General features: G+C 67.2%; 15 protein-coding genes. 13 read left to right on the top strand and 2 right to left on the bottom strand.

Translation table 11 applies throughout. The features are described 5' to 3' along the window. Window positions 1-16: 16 nt before the first annotated feature. Window positions 17-2,728, bottom strand: coding sequence for a pyruvate dehydrogenase (acetyl-transferring), homodimeric type (aceE, locus tag C1O66_RS02290; protein ID WP_102766368.1), 2,712 nt, complete (start codon window positions 2,726-2,728; stop codon window positions 17-19). A 260-nt stretch (window positions 2,729-2,988) separates the two neighbouring features. Between aceE and C1O66_RS02285 the strand changes: the two genes are divergently transcribed. The 12 genes from C1O66_RS02285 (at window position 2,989) to C1O66_RS02230 (ending at window position 18,177) form a co-directional block, all read left to right on the top strand. Beyond that, window positions 2,989-5,583 carry a PAS domain S-box protein gene (locus tag C1O66_RS02285; RefSeq protein WP_102766367.1) on the top strand — a complete coding sequence of 865 codons (2,595 nt, stop codon included), beginning with the start codon at window positions 2,989-2,991 and terminating at the stop codon, window positions 5,581-5,583. Then, window positions 5,580-6,203, top strand: coding sequence for a response regulator transcription factor (locus tag C1O66_RS02280; RefSeq protein WP_102766366.1), 624 nt, complete (start codon window positions 5,580-5,582; stop codon window positions 6,201-6,203). Before C1O66_RS02285 ends, C1O66_RS02280 begins: the two co-directional genes overlap by 4 nt. 61 nt (window positions 6,204-6,264) lie before the next feature. Next, entirely contained in the window at window positions 6,265-7,143 is an 879-nt protein-coding gene (folD, locus tag C1O66_RS02275) for a bifunctional methylenetetrahydrofolate dehydrogenase/methenyltetrahydrofolate cyclohydrolase FolD (protein ID WP_102766365.1), read from the top strand. Further along, window positions 7,140-9,161 carry a M3 family metallopeptidase gene (locus C1O66_RS02270; RefSeq protein WP_102766364.1) on the top strand — a complete coding sequence of 674 codons (2,022 nt, stop codon included), beginning with the start codon at window positions 7,140-7,142 and terminating at the stop codon, window positions 9,159-9,161. Before folD ends, C1O66_RS02270 begins: the two co-directional genes overlap by 4 nt. Before the next feature lie 60 nt (window positions 9,162-9,221). Beyond that, window positions 9,222-10,295: a type 1 glutamine amidotransferase domain-containing protein gene (locus C1O66_RS02265; RefSeq protein WP_102766363.1), complete on the top strand. Its 1,074-nt coding sequence runs from the start codon at window positions 9,222-9,224 to the stop codon at window positions 10,293-10,295. Between the two features lie 17 nt (window positions 10,296-10,312). Further along, window positions 10,313-11,008 carry a response regulator transcription factor gene (locus tag C1O66_RS02260; RefSeq protein WP_102766362.1) on the top strand — a complete coding sequence of 232 codons (696 nt, stop codon included), beginning with the start codon at window positions 10,313-10,315 and terminating at the stop codon, window positions 11,006-11,008. Next, window positions 11,005-12,366 (top strand): sensor histidine kinase, encoded by a 1,362-nt coding sequence (locus C1O66_RS02255; protein ID WP_102766361.1) that lies wholly within the window; start codon window positions 11,005-11,007, stop codon window positions 12,364-12,366. Before C1O66_RS02260 ends, C1O66_RS02255 begins: the two co-directional genes overlap by 4 nt. 55 nt (window positions 12,367-12,421) lie before the next feature. Next, window positions 12,422-12,943, top strand: a complete 522-nt coding sequence (locus C1O66_RS02250) for a hypothetical protein (protein WP_102766360.1) — start codon at window positions 12,422-12,424, stop codon at window positions 12,941-12,943. 48 nt (window positions 12,944-12,991) lie between these two features. Further along, window positions 12,992-13,270, top strand: a complete 279-nt coding sequence (locus tag C1O66_RS02245; RefSeq protein ID WP_102766359.1) for a hypothetical protein — start codon at window positions 12,992-12,994, stop codon at window positions 13,268-13,270. A gap of 186 nt (window positions 13,271-13,456) precedes the next feature. After that, window positions 13,457-15,148 carry a hypothetical protein gene (locus C1O66_RS02240; protein ID WP_102766358.1) on the top strand — a complete coding sequence of 564 codons (1,692 nt, stop codon included), beginning with the start codon at window positions 13,457-13,459 and terminating at the stop codon, window positions 15,146-15,148. Window positions 15,149-15,237: 89 nt separating this feature from the next. Beyond that, window positions 15,238-17,067 carry a di-heme-cytochrome C peroxidase gene (locus C1O66_RS02235; protein ID WP_102766357.1) on the top strand — a complete coding sequence of 610 codons (1,830 nt, stop codon included), beginning with the start codon at window positions 15,238-15,240 and terminating at the stop codon, window positions 17,065-17,067. A 117-nt stretch (window positions 17,068-17,184) separates the two neighbouring features. Continuing rightward, window positions 17,185-18,177 (top strand): dienelactone hydrolase family protein, encoded by a 993-nt coding sequence (locus C1O66_RS02230; RefSeq protein ID WP_102766356.1) that lies wholly within the window; start codon window positions 17,185-17,187, stop codon window positions 18,175-18,177. A 5-nt stretch (window positions 18,178-18,182) separates the two neighbouring features. Here C1O66_RS02230 and C1O66_RS02225 read toward each other — a convergent pair whose 3' ends face one another. After that, entirely contained in the window at window positions 18,183-21,020 is a 2,838-nt protein-coding gene (locus tag C1O66_RS02225; protein ID WP_165794426.1) for a M16 family metallopeptidase, read from the bottom strand. 303 nt (window positions 21,021-21,323) lie between these two features. Here C1O66_RS02225 and C1O66_RS02215 point away from each other — a divergent pair, with 303 nt between their 5' ends. Then, window positions 21,324-22,094, top strand: coding sequence for a hypothetical protein (locus C1O66_RS02215; protein WP_133155071.1), 771 nt, complete (start codon window positions 21,324-21,326; stop codon window positions 22,092-22,094). Window positions 22,095-22,189: the final 95 nt, after the last annotated feature.

Below are 22,189 nucleotides of genomic sequence, written 5' to 3'. Positions count from 1 at the left end.
GTCTCCGCGAGTGCGATCAAGCGTACAGGGGGTTGATCTTGTTGACGTTGAGGCCGTACTTGGCAATCGCCTCGGCCACCTTGGCGGCCGGGATCTTGCCTTCATCGGCCAGGCTCTTGAGCGCAGCGACGACGATGTAGTGGCGGTTGATTTCGAAGTGCTCACGCAGCTTGGAGCGGAAGTCCGAACGGCCGAAACCATCGGTACCCAGCACCTTGAAGCTGCGGCCGGCCGGGATGAAGGCGCGGATCTGTTCCGCGTAGTTCTTCATGTAATCGGTCGAGGCCACAACCGGGCCGCTGGTGCGGCTCAGCTGCTGGGTCACGAAGGGCACGCAGGACAGCTCGGTCGGGTGCAGCAGGTTCCAACGCTCGGCGTTCTGGCCGTCGCGGGCCAGCTCGTTGAAGCTCGGGCAGCTCCAGACATGGGCGCCCACGCCCCACTCCTGTTCCAACAAGACCTTGGCCGCCTGGCTTTCGCGCAGGATGCTGCCGGAGCCGAGCAGATTGACCGTCAGCGCGGTGCCGGCCTGGGCTTCTTCCAGCAGGTACATGCCCTTGAGGATCTGCGCCTCGGTGCCGACCTTGAGCCCCGGCATGGCGTAGTTTTCGTTCAGCAGGGTCAGGTAGAAGAACACGTTCTCCTGGTCTTCCACCATGCGCTTGAGGCCGTGCTGCATGATCACCGCCACTTCGTGCGCGAAGGTCGGGTCGTAGCTGACGCAGTTGGGGATGGTGCCGGCCAGGATGTGGCTGTGGCCGTCTTCATGTTGCAGGCCTTCGCCGTTCAGCGTGGTGCGGCCCGAGGTGCCGCCCAGCAGGAAGCCGCGCGCTTGCATATCGCCGGCCGCCCAGGCCAGGTCACCGATGCGCTGGAAGCCGAACATCGAGTAGTAGACGTAGAACGGGATCATGACCCGGTTGTTCGTCGAGTAGCTCGTGGCCGCCGCGATCCAGCTGGCCATGCCGCCGGCTTCGTTGATGCCTTCCTGCAGGATCTGGCCGTCCTTGGCCTCGCGGTAGTACATCACCTGGTCCTTGTCGACCGGGGTGTAGTTCTGACCCTTGGGGTTGTAGATGCCGATCTGGCGGAACAGGCCTTCCATGCCGAAGGTGCGGGCCTCGTCGACCAGGATGGGCACGACGCGCGGGCCCAGATCCTTGTCGCGCAGCAGCTGGGTCAGGAAGCGCACATAGGCTTGCGTGGTCGAGATCTCACGGCCTTCGGCGGTGGGCTCGAGCACGGCCTTGAAGACATCCAAAGCGGGCACGCTGAAGGTCTCTTCGGCCTTGACGCGGCGCTGCGGCAGGTAACCACCCAAGGCCTTGCGGCGCTCATGCAGATAGCGCATTTCGGGCGTGTCGTCGGCCGGCTTGTAGTAGGGCAGCTTGGGCAGCTCGCTGTCGGGGATGGGGATGCCGAAGCGGTCGCGGATGTACTTGATGTCTTCGTCGGTCAGCTTCTTGGTCTGGTGGACGGTGTTCTTACCTTCACCGGCCTTGCCCATGCCATAGCCCTTGACGGTCTTGACCAGCAGCAGGGTCGGTTGGCCCGTGGTGTTGTGGTGGGCCTTGTGGAAGGCGGCGAAGACCTTCTCGGGCTGGTGGCCACCGCGGCGCAGCTCGAAGATCTCTTCGTCACTCATGTGCTCGACCAGCTTGGCGGTCTCGGGGTATTTGCCGAAGAAGTGCTTGCGGACGTAGGCGCCGTCATTGGCCTTCATGGCCTGGTAGTCGCCGTCCACGGTTTCCATCATCAGCTGCTTGAGCTTGCCGCTCTTGTCGCGCGCCAGCAGCTCGTCCCAGCCCTTGCCCCAGATCAGCTTGATGACGTTCCAGCCGCTGCCGCGGAACTCGCCTTCGAGTTCCTGAATGATCTTGCCGTTGCCGCGCACCGGACCGTCCAGGCGCTGCAGATTGCAGTTGATGACGAAGACCAGGTTGTCCAGGCCTTCGCGCGCGGCCAGGCCGATGGCGCCCAGGCTTTCCGGCTCGTCCATCTCGCCGTCGCCCATGAAGGCCCAGACCTTGCGGTTCTCGGTGTTGGCGATGCCGCGGGCATGCAGGTACTTCAGGAAGCGGGCCTGATAGATGGCCATCAAGGGGCCCAGACCCATGGACACGGTCGGGAACTGCCAGAACTCGGGCATCAGCTTCGGGTGCGGGTAGCTGGACAGGCCCTTGCCGTCCACTTCCTGGCGGAAGTTGTCGAGCTGGTCTTCGCTCAAGCGGCCTTCGAGGAAAGCGCGAGCGTAGATGCCGGGTGAGCTGTGGCCCTGGATGTAGAGCAGATCGCCGCCGTGGTTTTCACTCTCGGCATGCCAGAAATGGTTGAAGCCGGCGCCCAGCATGGAGGCCAGCGAGGCAAACGAGCCGATGTGGCCGCCCAGATCACCGCCGTCCGCCGGGTTCAGGCGGTTGGCGCGCACGACCATGGCCATGGCGTTCCAGCGCATATAGGCGCGCAGGCGCTTTTCGATCTCGATATTGCCGGGGCAGCGCGCTTCCTGGTCGGCCGGGATGGTGTTCACGTAGGCCGTGGTGGCCGAGAACGGCACGTCGATGCCGGACTGGCGCGCATGCTCGATCAGGGTGTTGAGCAGGAAATGCGCACGTTCACCGCCTTCTTCACCGATGACGGCGGACAGCGCGTCCAGCCATTCCTTGGTTTCCTGCGTGTCGGTGTCAGTGGCGGCGGCGCCTGGAAGGGACTGGGGCTGCGCGGACATGGCTTGTCTCCGAAGATTTGACTCTTGGGGATGGCGGCGGCCGGCCACTGGCTGGCGACACCCGCGCATCCTCAGGCTAAAAAACCTTGCCCGGCGTAACTTCCGGACATGGCAACGGCTTGAACGTCGTGTGCGTTTGCGGCGAGTGTCGCACAAGATTTCGCCACTCTCAAATGGTGCGAAAGCATTTCGTATTGCGAAATCAATTACATGAAGTTGTCAAACTCAGGCGCTCGGCCGCACCCGGATAATCGCCCGCTATGTCTTTTCTTACCGATCTCCAAGGCGCCGCGCGCCAGATGGTTCAACCGCTGCGCCGGGTGCTGGTGCGCTGGTGGCTCAGCCAGTCGCCCTCGCGGCAGGACCGCTTCGCCACCCTGGGCCCGCTGATCTCGGTCCTGCTCTTCCTGACCGCCATCATCCTGGCCTTTTGGTACTTGCGGAACGAGGAAATCGAGCGCGAGTCCGAGGCCGTCAAGCGCGACAGCGAGATCGCCCAGCAGCAGATCCGCGTGCGCCTGAATGACAACCAGGAACAGCTGCTGCGCATCGCCCGCGAGATCGTCACCCGCGCGGTGGACACGCAGGAGTTCAGCGCCCAGGCCAAGGCCTTTGCCCGCGACCGGCCCGAGATCACCCACATCACCTGGCTGAGCAAGCACCGCGAGGCGCGCGCCAGCGTCAGCGGCGCCGGCTTCCAGGACGAGTCGCTGATGACGACCGAGGGCAACGACCCCTCCATGCCCCTGGCCAACCAGAGCAACCCGGCCGAGCTGGCCTTCCAGGCCGCGCGCGAGCGCCGCCAGCCCAGCTACTCGCCGCCCTTTGCCGACAACATCGGCACCCGCGTATTCCAGATCCATGTGCCCCTGATCGACCGCACGGGCTTTGCCGGCGTGGTGATCGCCGAGTACTCGATCGAAGCCCTGCTGCGCTACTACGTGCCCAGCGAGGTGGCAACCCGCCATGTGGTGGCCATCCTCGACGCCGGCGAGCAAGTCGTGGCCAGCACCGTCACGCAGATGCCGGGCAAGCGCCCCAAGCGCGCCCTGATCCAGCACGAAGTGCCCCTGGCCCCGGCCATGAACGGCCTGGTGCTGCGCGGCGAGGGCTACCGCACCTCCATCGGCCTGATCAGCAACACCTTGTTCTGGATGGTGGTGGCGCTCTCGGTGCTGACCGTCTGGATGCTGCTGGGCACCTGGAAGCACATGCGCCGGCGCCTGCAGATCCAGAATGCCCTGTCCAGCGAAACCAATTTCCGCCGCGCCATGGAGAACTCCATGCTGACCGGCATGCGGGCCATGGACATGGAGTCGCGCATCTCCTACGTCAACCCGGCCTTCTGCGCCATGACCGGTTTCTCGGAAGCCGAAATGATCGGCCGCAAGCCACCCTTCCCCTTCTGGCCGCCCGACCGCCTGGAAGAAAACGCCCGCCTGCTGCAGCAGGAGCTGCAGGGCCGCAGCCCGGCCGGCGGCGTGGAAGTGAAGATCCTGCGCAAGGACGGCACCACCTTCGACGGCCGCGTCTACATCTCGCCCCTGGTGGACAGCAAGGGCAAGCAGACCGGCTGGATGACCTCGATGACCAACATCACCGAAGCCAAGCGCGTGCGCGACCAGCTCTCCGCCTCGCACGAGCGCTTCACCACCGTGCTGGAGGGGCTGGACGCCGCGGTGTCGGTGCTCTCGGTGCAGCAAGGCGAGCTCTTGTTCGCCAATCGCAGCTACCGGCTCTGGTTCGGTGCCGACCCGGCCGGCCACGCCCTGCTCTCGGGCAGCCAGCTCGGCCGCAGCAGCGGCCCGGATGCCGACGAAGAGGTGGACGACTACAGCGGCCTGCCCGCCCAGGCCCTGACCGAAATGGGCTCGGATCCGCGCGAGGTGTTTGTAGAGTCGCTGGAAATGTGGTTCGACGTGCGCTCGCGCTATCTACAGTGGACCGATGGCCGCCTGGCGCAGATGCTGATCGCCACCGACATCACCACCCGCCGCCATGCCGAGGCCCAGGCCGCCAGCCAGGCCGAAAAGGCGCAGATGACCAGTCGCCTGATGACCATGGGCGAAATGGCCTCCAGCGTGGCCCATGAGCTGAACCAGCCGCTGACTGCCATCACCAACTACTGCAACGGCATGGTCTCGCGGGTGCGCAACGACAGCATCCAGAAAGAAGACCTGCTGGCCGCGCTGGAAAAGACCGCCAAGCAGGCGCAGCGCGCCGGGCAGATCATCCACCGCATCCGCAACTTCGTGAAACGCAGCGAGCCCAAGCGCGAACCGGCCCAGGCCTTTGACATCGTCGAGGACGCGGTCGAGCTGGCTGGCATCGAGCTGCGCCGCCGCAATGTGGCCATCCACACCTACATCGCGCAGCGCCTGCCGACCCTGATGGTGGACCCCATCCTGATCGAGCAGGTCTTGATGAACCTGCTCAAGAACGCGGCCGAGGCCATCGACAACGCCGGCCTGCCGGTGTCGCGCCGCCACATCGAACTGCGCGTGGTGCCCAAGCACACCCCCGAACTCGGGGGCCATATCGACTTCAGCGTCACCGACATGGGCCCGGGCATGCCCGAGGAGGTGATCTCCCGGATGTACGAGGCTTTCTTCTCCACCAAGGCTGACGGATTGGGCATCGGCCTAGGGTTATGCCGGTCTATCGTGGAGTCCCACCAGGGCCGGATTCGTGCTGAGAACTTATACAATGGGGAGGCTGTTGTGGGCTGCAGGTTCGCCTTCAGCATCCCGGTAGACATCTCCCGAGTGGACCCGCCTGTACCCACAGGATCGCTCGGACCGACGACAGGATCCCCCGAGGGGTCCGCAGTGAACAACAAACAAGCGACACCATGAGTCTGATTCCGAAGAAGGGCAATGTCTACGTCGTCGATGATGACGAGGCCGTACGCGACTCGCTGCAATGGCTGCTCGAAGGCAAGGACTACCGGGTCAAGTGCTTCGACTCCGCCGAGTCCTTCCTCAGCCGCTACGACCCGCGCGAAGTCGCTTGTCTGATCGCCGACATCCGCATGGAAGGCATGAGCGGCCTGGAGCTGCAAGATCGCCTGATCGAGCGCCACAGCCCCCTGCCCGTGGTCTTCATCACCGGCCACGGCGATGTGCCGATGGCGGTGCAGACCATGAAGAAGGGCGCGATGGACTTCATCGAAAAGCCCTTCAAGGAAGACGAGCTGGTCGCCCTGGTCGAGCGCATGCTGGACCAGGCCCGCAACGCCTTCTCCACCCACCAGGAAGCCGCCAGCCGCGACGCCCTGCTCTCGCGCCTGACCACGCGTGAATCCCAGGTGCTGGAGCGCATCGTCGCCGGCCGCCTGAACAAGCAGATCGCCGATGACCTGGGCATCAGCATCAAGACGGTGGAAGCGCACCGCGCCAACATCATGGAAAAGCTGAACGCCAACACCGTGGCTGATCTGCTCAAGATCGCCCTGGGCGCACCGGCCAAGGCCTGATATCGACTCACCCTGACGAGGCCGCTGAATGCGGCCTCGTTGCATTTCTGGAAGCACAAACATGACCGCCCAACTGATCGACGGCAACGCCCTGTCCCAACAAGTCCGCGCCGAGGTGGCGCAACGCGCCGCGGCGCTGACGGCCCAGGGCTTGAAGCCGGGCCTGGCCGTGGTGCTGGTGGGCGACAACCCAGCCTCCCAGGTCTATGTGCGCAACAAGGTCAAGGCCTGCGCCGACGCCGGCCTGCACTCGGTGCTGGAAAAGTACGACGCGAGCATGAGCGAAGCCGAGTTGCTGGCCCGCGTCGAGGCCCTGAACAAGGACCCCGCCATTCACGGCATCCTGGTGCAACTGCCCCTGCCCAAACACATCGACGATCACAAGGTCATCGAGGCCATCTCGCCCGCCAAGGACGTGGACGGCTTCGCGATCGAGAGCGCCGGTGCGCTGATGGTGGGTGAGACCGGCTTCAAGGCCTGCACGCCCTACGGCTGCATGAAGATGCTGGAAAGCATCGGCATGAAGGACCTGCGCGGCAAGCATGCCGTGGTGATCGGCCGCTCCAACATCGTCGGCAAACCCATGGCCATGATGCTGCTGCAGGCCAATGCCACCGTGACGGTCTGCCACAGCGGCACCGCCGATCTGGCCCAGCACACCCGCCAGGCCGACATCGTCGTGGCTGCCGTGGGCAAGCGCGATGTGCTGACCGCCGACATGGTCAAGCCCGGCGCCGTGGTCATCGATGTGGGCATGAACCGCAACGATGAAGGCAAGCTCTGCGGCGACGTCGATTTCGTGGGCGTCAAGGACGTGGCCGGCTGGATCACCCCGGTTCCTGGTGGCGTCGGCCCCATGACCATCACCATGCTGCTGGTCAACACCCTCGAGTCGGCCGAGCGCACCGCCGCCGCCGCCCAAGCCGCAGGCGCCGTATGAGCAATCCGCTGCTGTCCACCGCCGCCCTGCCGGCCTTTGCCAGCATCCGCCCCGAGCACATCGCCCCGGCGGTCGAGCAGTTGCTGAAAGAAGCCGATGCAGCCCTGACCCTGGCCACATCGGAAGCCACGCCGGCCGACTACGAGGCCTTGTCCGCCAGCCTCGGCGTGGCCACCGAGCGTCTGGGCGCCGCCTGGGGCGCCGTCGGCCACCTCAATGCCGTGGCCAACACGCCCGAGCTGCGCGAGGCCTACAACGCCGCTCTGCCGGCCGTCACCGAGTTCTTCACCCGCCAGGGTTCGGACGAGCGGCTCTACGCCAAGTACAAGGCCATCGCCGCCAGCCCGGCCGCAGCCACGCTGAAGCCGGCGCGCCAGCAGGCGCTCAAGCTCTGGCTGCGTGATTTCGTGCTCTCCGGCGCCGAGCTGCAGGGCGAGGCCAAGACCCGCTTCGCCGCCATCCAGGAGCGCAGCGCCGAGCTGGCTCAGACCTTCTCCGAGCATGTGCTGGACGCCACCGACGGCTATGCCTACTACGCCAGCGCCGACGAGATGGCCGGCGTGCCGGCCGACGCTGTGCAAGCCGCCCGGGCCGCCGCCGAGGCCGAAGGCAAGGAAGGTTTCAAGCTCACCCTGCATTTCCCCAGTTACCTACCTGTCATGCAGTACGGCAGCCACCGCGGCCTGCGCCAGCGGCTCTACACCGCCTACGTCACGCGCGCCAGCGAGCTGGGCGACAAGCCCGAGCAGGACAACAGCGTCGTGATGCAGGAGCTGCTGCAGCTGCGACAGGAAGAAGCCGCGCTGCTGGGTTTTGCCAATTTCGCGGAAGCTTCGCTGGCCGCCAAGATGGCCGATTCGCCGCAGCAGGTGCTCGATTTCCTGCGTGACCTGGCCCGCCGCGCCCGCCCCTTTGCCGAGAAAGACCTGGCCGAGCTGCGCGAGTTCGCGGCCCGCGAGCTGGGCCTGGCCGAGCTGCAGGCCTGGGACACGGCCTACGCCTCCGAAAAGCTCAAGGAAGCGCGCTACGCCTTCAGCGACGAAGCCGTGCGCCAGTACTTCCCGGTGCCGCGCGTGCTGGCCGGCCTGTTCAGCATCATCGAGCGCCTGTTTCAGGTGACGATCCATGAGCAGGCCGCCGAGGTCTGGCACGAGTCCGTCAAGTTCTACCGTTTGGAGCGGAATGGCGCCCTGGTCGGCCAGTTCTACCTCGACCTCTACGCCCGCCCAGGCAAGCGCCCCGGCGCCTGGATGGACGAGGTGCGCAGCCGCTGGGCCCGACCCGAGGGCACGCAGCAAACACCGGTGGCCCAGCTGGTCTGCAACTTCACCCAGCCCGTCGGTGACAAGCCGGCCTTGCTGACGCATGACGACGTCACCACCCTGTTCCACGAGTTCGGCCACGGCCTGCACCACCTGCTGACCCAGGTGGACGAGCTGGGCGTCTCCGGCATCTCAGGTGTCGAGTGGGATGCCGTCGAGCTGCCCAGTCAGTTCATGGAAAACTTCTGCTGGGAATGGGAGGTGCTGCAGCAGCTGACCGCCCATGTGGACAGCGGCGAGCCCCTGCCCCGCGAGCTCTTCGACAAGATGCTGGCGGCCAAGAACTTCCAGAGCGGCATGCAGACCCTGCGCCAGATCGAGTTCGCCCTCTTCGACATGCGCCTGCATGCCGAGACCGGCAGCGCGGCGCAGATCCAGGCCGTGCTCAACGAGGTGCGCAGCGAAGTGGCGGTGATGAAGTCGCCCGACTTCAACCGAAGCCAGCACAGCTTCTCGCACATCTTCGCGGGCGGCTACTCGGCCGGCTACTACAGCTACAAATGGGCGGAACTGCTCAGCGCCGATGCCTGGAGCGCCTTCGAGGTGGAAGGCGTGTTCAACGCCGACACCGGCCGCCGCTATCTGCACAACATCCTGGAAGTCGGCGGCTCACGGCCGGCCATGGACAGCTTCAAGGCCTTCCGCGGCCGCGAGCCGCAGATCGATGCCTTGCTGAGGCATCAGGGCATGGCTTGACATCGGCTTCACACGGGGATTTCTAGACTGGGTTCACCCTGAAGCTCTGGAGATCCCCGAATGAAAGCACCCCGTTTCCTGCGCCGTCTCAGCACGGCACTCACCGCCCTCACAGCCCTGCTGGCAGCCGCCAGCTGGAGCCCGGCCCTGGCCACGCCCGCGAGCAGCAAGATCCTGATCGTCGTCAGCGGTGAAGGCCGCGACCAAGGCAAGACCCGGCCCGGCTTTGAGATGGACGAGTTCGCCCAAGCCTGGCTGCTGCTGCGTGCCAACGGCCTGAACGTCGAGGTCGCCAGCCCCAAGGGCGGCGCCGTCGAGGCCGACCGCTACGACCCGAGCGACGACTACAACAGCCGCCTGGCCGCCGACCCGCAAGCCCTGGCCGCCCTGAAGCAAACCCGCAGCACCGCCGAACTGAAGGCCAGCGACTACCGCGCCGTGCTGGTCATGGGCGGCAAGGGCGCCATGTTCGACCTGCCCAAAGACCCCGGCCTGCACACCCTGCTGCGCGAGATGGACGCCCAGGGCGGCGTGATCGCCGCCGTCTGCCACGGCCCGGCCGCCCTGGCCGAGGTGCGGCGCGCCGATGGCCAGCCCCTGGTCGCCGGCCGCCGCCTCACCGGTTTCAGCAACGAGGAAGAAGCCGCCTTCGGCAAGAAATGGGCGGCGCAGTTTCCCTGGCTGCTGGAAGACAAGCTCAAGGCCCAAGGCGCGCGCTGGGACGAAGCCTCGCTGATGATGCCCAAGGTGGTGGTGGACGGCCGCCTGATCACCGGCCAGAACCCCTTCTCCACCACCGCCATGACCGAGGCCGTGCTGCGCGCGCTGGGTCAGGAGCCCAAGGCTCGCCAGCCCTTCCGCGATGAAGCCACCATGAGCCTGGCCCAGCGCTGGCTGGAGGGCGAACAGGCCGCTGTGCAAGCGCAGCTGGCCGCCGATGCCAAAGCCTACAAAATGGAGCTGATCGCCATGCTGGGCGTCTACCAGTTCAAGAATGCCGGCGATGATGCGAGCCGCCGCCAAGCGCTTTCGCTGATGCGCCTAGCCGAGTCGCACTTCAAGCACGAGCGTCTGAGCCTGACCATCCAGGAAGCGAAACAATCGTTGGCCACCGTCACCCAAACGCAACCCTGATCGAGCCACCCCACCCCATGTCGCCACCCACTGGCCAGGCTCTGCGCATCCTCGTGGTCGAAGACCACGCGCCGCTGCGCGCCCAGATCGTCGAGGTGCTGCAGGCCGCCGGCTGGCGGGTCGAGGAAGCCAGCGACGGCCGCCTGGGCCTGCAGCTGGCCCTGGAGCAGCCGCCCGACGTGCTGCTACTGGACCTGGGCCTGCCAGGCCTCGACGGGCTGCAGGTCTGCCAGCGCCTGCGCCAGCAAGCCGATCGCCACATCCCGGTGCTGATGCTGACCGCGCGCGACAGCCTGGCCGACAAGGGTCAGGGCTTCGCCGCCGGCGCCGACGATTACCTGCTCAAGCCCTTTTCCGGCGAGGAACTGCTCTGGCGCTGCCAGGCCCTGTCCCGGCGTGGCGAGCTGGGCCGCAGCCCCCTGCTGGAACGCGGCCCGCTGCAAATCGACCGGCGCAGTGCCGAAGTGCGCATCGAGGGTCAGGTCTTGCCGACCCTGCCCCGCCAGGCCTACCGCCTGCTGCTGGCCCTGGCCGAGGCTCACCCGCGCACGCTCAGCCGCAGCGAGCTGCAGCACACCCTCTGGGCCGACGAGCGGCCCGAATCCGACGCCCTGCGCAGCCACCTCTACACCCTGCGCCAGGCCCTGGGGCCGGCGCAAGGCCTGGTCAAGACCGTGCACAGTGTCGGCCTGCGCCTGGACCTTCCCGCATGAGCCTGAGCCTCCACACCAGCGGCTACCGCGCCCGCCTGCGGCAGCGCCTGATGCTGGCCTTCACCGGCTACACCGTGCTGGTCAGCGCGCTGTTCGGCCTCTTTGCCATGGCCTTTGTCTACACCGTCGAAGACCAGTTCTTCGACAGCGCACTGCGCCAGGAAGCCCAAGCCCAAGACATCAGTCTTCGTGCCGGCCAGGGCTGGCGCGAGCCGGCGCAGGACTTCATCCGCCTGTACCGGCCTGGCCAGGCCCTGCCCGAAGACCTGGCGCGGGCGCGCCTGCGCGAGCCCCGGTCCCGCGAGCTCAGCGGGGAGCAAGGCCGCCACTACCACCTCTGGCCCTTGCCCGAGCAGGGCGCCCTCTTGGTCGCCGAGGTCAGCGGCCAGCTGATCGTGCGGCCCATGCGCCGGCAGCTGCTGGTCTGGCTGGGCGCCTGGGGCGGCGGCCTGGCCCTGCTGGCCCTGGGCCTGGGCTGGTGGCTGGCGCGGCGCACCAGTGCGCCCCTGGCCCGGTTGGCGCAGACCGTGGCGCAGAGCCAGCCAGAACAGCTACCCACCGATCTGGCGGCGCGTTATGGCGACGATGAGGTCGGCCTGCTGGCAGCCCATCTGGCCCAGCTGAACCAGCGCACGCGCGAGTTCATCGCCCGCGAACAGGCCTTCAGCCGCGATGCCAGCCACGAGCTGCGCACACCGCTGGCCGTGCTGAGCCTGGCCTGCGAGCGCCTGGCCGGCCAGGGCTTGCCGCCTGCGCAGAGCGCCACGCTCAACTCCATGCGCGCCGCGCTCTGGCAGTTGCAGCAAACGGTGGAGTTGCTGCTGGCCCTGTCCCGCGAAGCCAGCCCGAGCCTGAGCCCGAGCCCGATCTTGGGTCAGGCCGAGCCGCAGGCCCTGCTGCCCCAGATCGAACAGCTGGTGCTGGCCCACGCCCCCTTGCTGGATCAGCAGGGCATCGATCTTGAGCTTGAGGTGCCGGCCACCCTCACCCGCCCCTGGCCACCGGCGCTGACTCAGCTGCTGCTGACCAATCTGCTCGGCAACGCCCTGGCCCACCGGCAAACGCCGCAGATCCGCATCAGCGCCGATGCGCAGCGCCTGAGCATTGCCAATGCCAGCGCCGCGCCGCCCGAGGCCTTGCTGGGTACCGACGCGGCCGGCCGCCAGCCCGGCCTCAAGGGCGAAGGCAGCGCCGGCCTGGGCCTGGGCCTGCCCATCGTGCGCCGCCTGGCCGAGCGCCATGGCCTGAGGCTGGAGCTGCAGCACGCCTCGGGCTGGACCACCGTCAGCCTGATGGGCGCGCCGAGCGAACCATCAGCCCTCGACACTGGCACACGAACTGAGCACACCATGTCTTGAGCGGGTCGGCTGATCTATCCTTAGGCCTTGACATTGCAAAGACCACCAACCTCGGATGAAGTCACACCCAGCCGTCCGGCGCGCCGGCATTCTTTTGCAGTACGGCCGCTTCAACCGTGCGGTCGCCTGCCTGGAGGCGGCGCTGAGCGCCGAGCCGGACAACCGGGAATTGCTTGACGCCTTGGAGCACGCACGCCTGCAGTGCTCGCAAAGCCGGGGCTGGTGCCGGATTCGTCATCGGCTGGTGGCCTGGCTCTTGTTTCCGTCGGCGCTGCTGCTCGCCATCAGCCCCTTGGTCCTGGTGGCGCGCAGGCTAGATAGCTGGCTGCCGGCCCGCCGGGACGACAATCTCCTGACACTGCTTGCAGTGATCATTGCCTGTGTGATGCTGATCCTGCCGCTGATTCTGCTCGGTGCGCGGCTCTTTCTCTGGGCCTGGTTCCGCTATCTCGCGCTGCTGCCCGAAGTGGAACGTGACAAGGCCGAAGCTCAGCTCGCACGCGCGATCAATGTCGCTGTGCTGGAGCCACAGTACAGCCAAGCGCGGGACCGCTTTGTAAGTCGGAACGGTCGGTGACCGCCGCGCGCCCGATGAACTGAGCGTTCCGCACCTGCAGCCAACTCCATGGTCGTTCTCATCCTGACCGTCCTGGCCCTGGCCTGCTTGATGGCCCCCAGCTGGCTGCTGCGCCGCGGCCTGCACCCGCTGGCGGCATGGCTGCTGGCGGCCGGCATGTGGCCGACCAGCGTGCTGATCCTCGAGCTGCTGCCGCGCGCTCCGGGCAGCGGCGACTCCATGCTCAGCGTGGCCCTGATCACCAGCAGCCTGCTGGGCCTGGCCCTGGCCGGCCTGGGAACGCTGATCGCAAGATGGCTGCGGCGGCGCGCCACGCAACGGCCTTGAAGGCAAGCCCAGGAGGGCAGCAGCGCAGGGGTTTGCGGGACGACAGCGCCACGCTTACACGCAGTCACCCCGGGCTGTCTGGCTGTAAGTTCTGCCAGATGGACAAACGCTGGCGCGCCGCCTAAGTTCACGGTCAGGCAAGACGAGAGCCCATACCGCCCCCTTGCCGCACAGGGAGTGCAGACCATGGACAGCAATCGCTTGGTGGCGGGTATCACCGTCTTGGCGCGTGGCTCGCAAACGCTGGGCACGGCGCCCATCCCCAATCCTGCGGACAGACAGCACCCCGGTGACGGGCTTGAAGGCCTGCCTCAAGCGGTACCGGGCGCCGTCGGGCTGTGCCTCTCGGGTGGTGGCAGCCGGGCCCTGAGTTGCGCCATGGGCCAGCTGCGGGCGCTGCGCTGGCTGGGCAAGCTCGATGAGCTCTTCGTGATCTCCTCGGTCTCGGGCGGCAGCTGGGCCAACAGCCTGTTCACCTACCTGCCCGAGCACATCAGCGACGATGATTTTCTCGGCCAGCCCGTGCTGGACCCCAGCCAGCTGAGCTTGCTGATCGGCCCCCACCGGCTGGACCACCTGCCCCCCCACAACCTCGGCGAGGTACCGACCCGGCTGGGCTTGTGGCGCGACCTCGACGCCATCCTGACGCTGAAGGAGCGCCATGGCTATGCCAACGACGAGCTCTGGCAGGGCCTGATCGGCGAGCAGGTGTTCAAGCCCTACGGCCTGTGGCAGCCCGATGCCAGCGGCCATGACCCACGTTACTTCACGTGGACCCGGCGCTATCTGCAGGGCCAGAACGGCATCCTGGCGCACAACCCCGGTCTCAAGCCCGGCAGTTTTCTGTGCGTGGAGCGGGCGCGGCCCTTTGCCATCTTCAACACGGCCCTCTTCAGCAATGACGGGCCGGATGCCGACCTCATCCCCTTCGAGTGCAACTTCCAGCTCGGCGTGCGCCACAACTTCCCGGCCCAACCCAGCCAGCAGGGCGCCATCGGCGGCGGCCTGCTGGACGCCTTTGCCATGGGCGGCCGCTACCTGGGCGAGGCGAACGGAGGCGGCTGGGTCAGCAGTGGCAGGCCCGCGCGGCCTTTTGCGCTCAACGACATCGCCGGCTGCAGCAGTGCCGCCTTTGCCCAGATGCTGGAGGAGCAGTACCCCGTGCTCTCCGGCCTGGTGCCTCGCTACCCCTACTGGCCGGTGGCAGAGCGGGCCGAGCAAGACACCCTGCACTACCGTTTCGCCGATGGCGGCAGCCTGGAGAACCTGGGCCTGAATGCCTTGCTGGCGCGCGGGCTGCGGCGGCTGATCGTCTGCGTCAACACCGACCAGGCCATCAGCCGTGACCCCGCGAGCGGTGACATCGTGCTGTCGGACGACCTGCCGCCGCTGTTCGGCCTGCAGCCCTTCCAGCCCGGCCTGGGCTATCTGCCCTACAGCGCGCAGCAGCCGGGGCAAGGGGCGGCACGGCTGTACCGCCACAACCAGGTCTTTGCGCGCCAGGCCTTTGCCCAGTTGCAGGCGGGCCTGTTTGCGGCGCGCCAGGCCGGCGGCGCCATCCTGTTCCGCCAGCGCCTGCCGGTGCTGGCCAATGACTGGTTCGACGTGCCGGCGCAGGACAGCGTCGAGCTGCTCTGGGTCTACAACGATTTCGTCAGCAGCTGGTGGAAGGCCCTGCCCTTCGACGTGCGTGCCGCGCTGGAGCTGGAAAGCGGCGGCAACTTCCCGCGCTACAACACCTTCACCCAACTGGAGCTCTCGGCCACCCTGGTCAATGCGCTCGCGCATCTGAGCTGCTGGTGCCTGGCCTCGGACTCGACCCTGGGCAACCAGGGCGGCCTCAGCAATGCGCAAATGCTGACGTCCATGTTCGACTGATTCCGCACGGCCGCCGCACACCTGTCCATGCCCCAGGTTTGCGCTCCGGCCCCTGCTGCAGCGATTGGGGCATGAGGAAAGCACGACACATGAAAGTCTCCACGAAAGCACGCCGGGTCCGGCCTCTGGCGCTCCCGCTGACCCTGTCCCTGTCCCTGTCCCTGATGCTTGCGCTGATCGCCTGCGCCCCCATCACGCCGATGTCCGACGGCACGCCGGTGCCCGATGCCGTGGGCCCGGAGCAGGTGCTCAATCTGGATCAGGGCTGGGACGAGGCCACGCAAATGGCCTTCTGGTTCAGCACCCAGGGTTCGCGCATCGTGCCCTACACCTGGTTTCTGGCCCTGGAGCAAGCCGGCAACAGCCAGCCCTTTCGCAGCAACGCCAATATCGAGCGCCTGGGCTATCTGCCCGCCAAGCCCGGGCCGGGCCGCTGGAACCACGACGGCCTGCCCGTAGGCTTTGCCCAGACCCAAGGGCCGCAAACCCAGGCCTGGCTGGGCCTGACTTGTGCCGCCTGCCACACCAGCCAGGTCAATCTGCGCGGCGTCGGCCTGCGCATCGACGGCGGCCCGTCCATGGCCGATTTCAACCTCTTCTTCCGTGAGCTGGTCGCCGCCCTGGAGGCCACCTGGGCCGATACGGCCAAGTTCGAGCGCTTTGCCAAAGCCGTGCTGGGCCCCGGCGCCAGTGAGACCCAGAAACAGGCCCTGCGCCTTGCGCTGGGCCAACAAGCCAAGGACAGCCGCCAGCGCCTGACACTGAACACCCCCAGCTTCCCGGCAGGCCACGCGCGGCTGGACGCCTTCGGCAATATCTTCAACGAGGTGCTGGTCGTGGCCCTGCAGCAGCCCGGCAATGCCCAGGCGCCCGATGCCCCCGTGTCCTACCCCTTCATCTGGGACACACCCCAGCATGACAAGGTGCAGTGGAACGGCTCCGCCCCCAACGGCCCCTTCGGCCTGGGTGAGCTGACCCGCAATGTGGGCGAGGTGCTGGGCGTGTTCGGCGGCCTCGGCGTGAACGACTGCGGCAAGGACGGCTGCCGCTACCCCAACCATGTGGACATCCGCCAGCTGGGCCAGCTCGAAGGCTGGGTGCGCAGCCTCTGGTCCCCACAGTGGTACGAGAAAGCGCTGGGTCCGCTGGACGCCAGCCTGGTACAGCGCGGCCAGCAGATCTACCAGAACCAATGCATCAGCTGCCATGCGGTGATCGATCGCAAAGACCCCTTCCGCCGCATCACGGCACAGATGCGCGATGTCGGCACCGATCCGGCCATGGCCACGGCCGCTGCCATGCGCATGGCCAAGACCGGGCCGCTGCAGGGCACGCTGGCCTTTCCGAGCTTTCAGCGCTACGGCGCCGAGGCCGGCGGTGGCGCGCTGACAGTGCAGGCGGCGACCGGGGTGCTGTTCGGCGATCTGGATGCGACCCTGGCCGCGCTGATCAGCCAGTACGAGGCCCAGCTGCAGGACGAGTTGCGCGGCAGCGCCGCCCAGCGCAACGCCCGCCCGGCCACCCCGCGCCCCAGCGCCGAGCTGCTGCAACAGGTCCTCAACCCCAAGGCCCAGCCAGCTGCAGCCCAGGCGGCCGCCGCGGAAGCCAGCCCGACGCCGACCCCGAATGCCATCTACAAGGCCCGGCCGCTCAACGGCATCTGGGCCACCGCGCCCTATCTGCACAACGGCTCGGTGCCGACGCTCTGGGATCTGCTACAGCCGGTGGAGCAGCGGCCACGCCAGTTCCAGGTCGGCAGCCGCGAGTTCGATCCGCAACGCGTGGGCTTCGACACCGCCCGAGGCCCGTCGCGCTTCGACACCCGCCTGCCCGGCAACAGCAACAGCGGCCACCTCTTCGGCACCACGCTGGACGAGGCACAGAAGCGAGCGCTGCTGGAGTATCTGAAGTCCTTGTGAACTCGTGTGCAATCCCCCGCCCGGCAGCGCGCCGGGCGGCGGCAGCGGGCACAGTGACGTGCTGCAGCAGGCGGGCACTTCACATCCAACTCACAAGCGGCTGGCTAATCTGCGCCCATGAACAGCCACAGCCACCCCATGCGCCCGGGTTTGCCCGGCCTCCCAACTCCACATCCACGGCCCGGCCGCCAATGGCCACGCCGTCTCGCAAGAGGCGGTCTGGCCCTGCTGGGGCTGACCCTCTTGCTCGGACTGCTGTGGTGGCAGCTGTTTGCCCTGCGCCCCTACCAGCCCAGCGCCCAGGACCTGGCCGCGCGCTACGCCCATGCCGGCGCCGTGCCGATCACGCCGCAGCTGCGCGCCCTGGGCCCGCTCGCGCAGGAGATTCGCTTCATCAGCTTCGACGGCGCGGCGGTCAACGGCCGTATCCAGTACCCCAGCGATCCGGCCCAGGCCAAGGCGCCGTTTCCCCTGCTGGTCGCCATGCATGGGCTGGGGCGCAGCCATATGCGCTGGTGGCAAGCAAGCTACAAGGGCGGCGAAACCCTGGAGCACACCCACCTCGTCACCGAGCTGGCCTTGAAACAAGGCTATGCCGTGCTGGCCCTGGACGCACGCCGCCATGGCGAGCGCAAGAACCTCGACTACAGCGTGCTCGACCTGATGCGCGATATGGACCTGTGGGGCAAGCGCGAGCCCTATGAGCAGATGATCATCGACAGCATCAAGGACTACCGCCTGCTGCTGGACTGGCTGCTGCCGCAGCCGCAGATCGACGCCAGCCGGGTGCAACTCACCGGCTACAGCATGGGCGGGCAGATGGCGCTGATCCTGAGCAGCCTGGAGCCACGCGTTACCGCAGTGGCCGCCATCGTGCCGCCGCATCTGGACGACAAGGTGGCCGCCGTGTCACCGCAGCGCTTTCTCCCGGGGCTCGCGGGCAAGAAGAAGCTCTGGCTGCTCAGCGCCGAGGATGACGAGTACGCCAGCGCCGCGCAGAACCAGGCCCTGTTCGACGCGATGCCCGGCGCCGCCAAACAGCACCTGCGTTTCCCCGGCGGCCACATCCTGCCGCGCGACTATCCCGAACGAATGGCGCCCTGGTTCTGAGCCCGTCAAAAGTCTCCCGCCGTGGACACCACAAAGCGCTCGCGGCGGATGTGGCGTGCCCAAGCGGCATTGGCCTGCTCCAGCGTGACGGCGCGGATCTGCGCCTCGCGCTGCGCCACGGCGGCCCAGCCCTCGCCACGCTCGGCCAGGTGGCCCAGTGAGGCGGTCAGCTGGCCGTCGTCGCTGCGGCCCTGCAGGCGCGCCTCCAGCACATTCTGCTTGGCGCGTGCCAGCTCGGCCTCGCTGATGCCTTCGCTCGCCATGCGGGCCAGCTCTTCGTCCACCAGGGCCAGCACCTTGTCGCGGTTCTGCGGTGCGAAGCTGCCGCCGATGGACAGGGTGGCGTCATTGCCCCAGCGCGGCACGCCCAGCGAGGCGCCGATGCCGTAGCTCAGACCTTCCTGCTGGCGCACGCGCGCCGCCAGCCGGCTTTCCATGCCACCGGCGCCGAAGACCTGGGTGGCCAGCATCAGAGGGAAGTAGTCAGGGTCCAGCTCATTGAGCGGAAACTCCAGTCGCATGCGCAAAATCGCATTGGCCTTGTCCTTGGCCCTGACGTCAAAGCGGGCCGCGGGGATGTCCACATGCCGACCCTCATAACGCACAAAGCGCGCGGCAGCGGGTTTCTTCCAACGACCGAAGAGCTGCTCGACCGCCGCATCCAGGCCCTCAGGCAGAGCACCGACGGCGGTGACGCGCGCCTCGTTGGCCGACCAGTAATCGGCGTGGAAGCTGCGTACATCGTCGAGGCGAATCGCCTTCACCTCGGCCAGGCGCTGGTTGACGCTGAGCTGGTAGTCCGGATGGCCTTGCACCACGCCGAGGGCAAAGTTGTAGTGCTCGCGGGTGGCTTCCTGACGCAGGGTTTCCAGCTCCAGGCGCGAGCCCTCCAGCGCGGCGATATGGCGCTTGACCACGCGTTCGAAGGCATCGGCCGGCAGCAGCGGCCGCTGCAGCAGATCGGCCACGATGGCCAGGGCTTCGAGCAGGCTGTCCTTCTCGGCCGTGAGGTTGATGGTGGCGCCCTGGTCGGCACCGCCGATGGACAGGCCGGCCTTGAGGCGGATCAGTCGGTCCTGCAGCGCCTGCTTGTCCAGGCCCTGGCTGCCTTCGAACATCAGCTCACCGACCCAGCCGGTGCCGCGCCGGGCAAAGGTCGGCTCGCGCTCGCCCCAGCGCAGCTGCAGCTGCAGATGGACGGTGTTGCCACGGGTGCGCTTGGCCAGGGTCTGCAACTCGATGCCGCTGGGCAGCACGGTGCGCCGCGTGCGCTCGGCCAGATGCTCGGGGGTGGGATCGAAGCGCTCGCCATCCTCCAGCTTGGGCGGGCCCTTGAGCTCGGCCAGACGTTGATCGAGCGGCGGGGCCGCCGGGATCTCCACCCGGGTGACCTCCTTGGACGGCACAAAGCGGCCCAGAGTGCGGTTGGCCGGCAGCAGATAGGCCTTGCGCACCCGCTCCACATCGGCCAGGGTCACACGCGGCAGGTCTTCCATCAGCTGGAACAGCAGGCGCCAATCTCCGGCACCCAGGAGGCCGGAGATCTGCTGGATCAAGGCCTCAGGCTTCTTCATCTGCTGGCGGTAGGAGTTCAGCGCCACCTCGCGCACGCGCTGCAACTCGCTCTCCTCAAAGGGCTTGCCGGCCCGGCCTTCGACCAGATCGAGCAGCAGTTTTTCCACCTTCTCGCTGTCGGCCTGCGCGGCTGGTATGGCCATGGCCGAGATGCCGCCGGGCGCCGCCTGCCCCAGGCCAAACAGGCCGGCGTTGATGGCCAGCTTGCTCTCCACCAGCTCCTTGTAGAGCTGGCCGCTGGGCGGCATGGACATCAGCAGGCTGAGCACCAGCAGCGGCGCCGAATCGGCATGCGAGATGGCAGGCACATGGTAGTAAGCCAGCACCGTGGGCTGGCCACCGACGCGGCGCACGGTGACCGTGCGCTCGCCGTCCTGAGCCGGCTCTTCGGTGTACAGCACGGGCAGGGCTTGCGCTGGCCTGACCAGCGGGCCGAACTGCGCGGCAATGCGCTGCAGCACGGCCGCCTTGTCAAAGCGCCCGGCCACCAGCACCGTGGCGTTGTCGGGCCGGTAGAAGCGCTTGTAAAAAGCCTGCAGACGCTCGATCGGCACGTTCTCGATGTCGCTCTTGGGGCCGATGGTCGAATTGCCGTACGGGTGCCAGTCGTAGGCCACCGATTGCACGCGCTTGAACAGCACTTGCATGGGCTCGGTCTCGCCGCGCTCGAACTCATTGCGCACCACGCTCATCTCCTTGTCCAGGTCGGACTTGGCGATGAAGCTGTTGACCATTCGGTCCGCCTCCAGGCCCAGCACATAGGCCAGGGTGTCCTCGTTGGCATTGAAAGAGGCGAAGTAATTGGTGCGGTCGCTGGTGGTGGTGCCGTTGAAACGCACGCCACGCTCGGCGAAGGCACCGGGAATGTCGCGGTGCGTGGGCGTGCCCTTGAAGACCAGATGCTCGAGCAGATGGGCCATGCCGAACTCGCCCTGGCTTTCGTGGCGGCTCCCCACCCGGTAGGTGATGTTGACCGTGGTTGTGCTCTGCGCCTCATCGGGGAAGAGCAGGATCTGCAAGCCATTGGGCAGGCGGTACTCTTCGATGCCGCCGAGCTCGCGCACAAACTCGGCCTTCAGCACCGCGGCGGGCGCCGCCGCCCGGGCCGCAGGGGCTGGCACGGGCTTGGCAATTTTGCCGCCGCTGCCGGCCTTGCTGGACTTGGCCGCCGGGGCCGCAGCCTGAGCCGAAGCCAGCTGAACCGGCAGCCACACCAGGCTGCAGGCCAGCAACAAGGCCGAAACACGGAAACGAGTGGGCATGTGCATGAGGAAAGACCAATCTGCCGGATCCAGCCGGCACAGAAAAAACCAGGCCGCCAAACATATTCGCAAGCGAAACGCGAGCATGCGAGCGGCGCGCAAAACCGCGAGCCACGACAGGCGGCCCGTGGCGGCATTCTGAAGGATGCATCGGCCGCCTCCGCCCGCCACGGCGCGGCAAGCTCCACAAAAGTTCAGAAAACGATACTTACCTGAGCCTGGCCATCACAGGAGTTCACAAAGCGGATCCGCAGGCGACACTGCGCCCCGTCCGAGCCCATCTGGCAATACCAACCGCACCTCGACACCATGAGCGCCAACGCACCCTTTTCCCCAACCCTGCCCCACCGCCCCGCCCCGGCCCTGGGGCGACCCGCCTCGCTGACGGCCTTGCTGGCGACCTTGGTGGGCTTGAGTGCCTGCGTCACCACGCCCACACGCATGGCCGCACCCGGCGATCTGGACCAAACGGCTGAGGTGCTCGATGTCGGCGCCCGCGCCAAAGGCACAGGCCTGTTTGCGGCCGAAGACTTCCAGGTCGGCCCCTACCAGGTCAGCCATGTCAAGCGCGGCTGGACCAGCAGCGACAGCAGCTCGCTGGGCCTCTTCAGCAGCAAGACCCAGAAGCAAGGCTTCAGCTACCGCTTCAAGGGTCAGCGCGATTGGGACGGCAGCTGCGAATACCGCGCCAAGGAGCAAGGCCTGAAGATCGGCATGCAACTCGAGAACAACAAGGCCACGCTGGACTGCAGCTGCCGCCATGGCGCACAGACCGTGCGCCTGGAGCTCAAGGACGAGTGGAAGCCGCTGGAGGGCCGGCTCTACGTCGGCGGCGCCGAGTACCGCATGAGCCAGATCGCCGAACGCCGCACCCAGAACGGCATGCCGGTCGAACAAAGCCTCAAATCCCCGGCCCTGGGCTACCGCGTCGACAGCCTGCGCGGCAGCTCCATCGCCGCCGTCGAGGTGCTGCACCCGGGCCGCATCTGGCAGCAGCGCCAGCTGCCTGCCGATCAACGCGAACCCATGGCCTGCGCCCTGGCCGGCCTGATGCTTTACGGCCCGCAAGACGGCCGCTGAACCGAGCCGGCCGACCGTTCGTCGGAACCCTCACTTTGGGGGAGCTGAAAGCTGCGAAACCCCTGCCTAGACTCGCGTCCATCGCCGAGCAGGCA

The sequence above is a fragment of the Paucibacter aquatile genome (genome assembly GCF_002885975.1).
GTDB classification, from domain to species: Bacteria; Pseudomonadota; Gammaproteobacteria; order Burkholderiales; family Burkholderiaceae_C; genus Paucibacter_A; species Paucibacter_A aquatilis.
The sequence above is the reverse complement of the archived record's forward strand: the minus strand, read 5'-3'. Positions and strand labels throughout refer to the sequence as shown.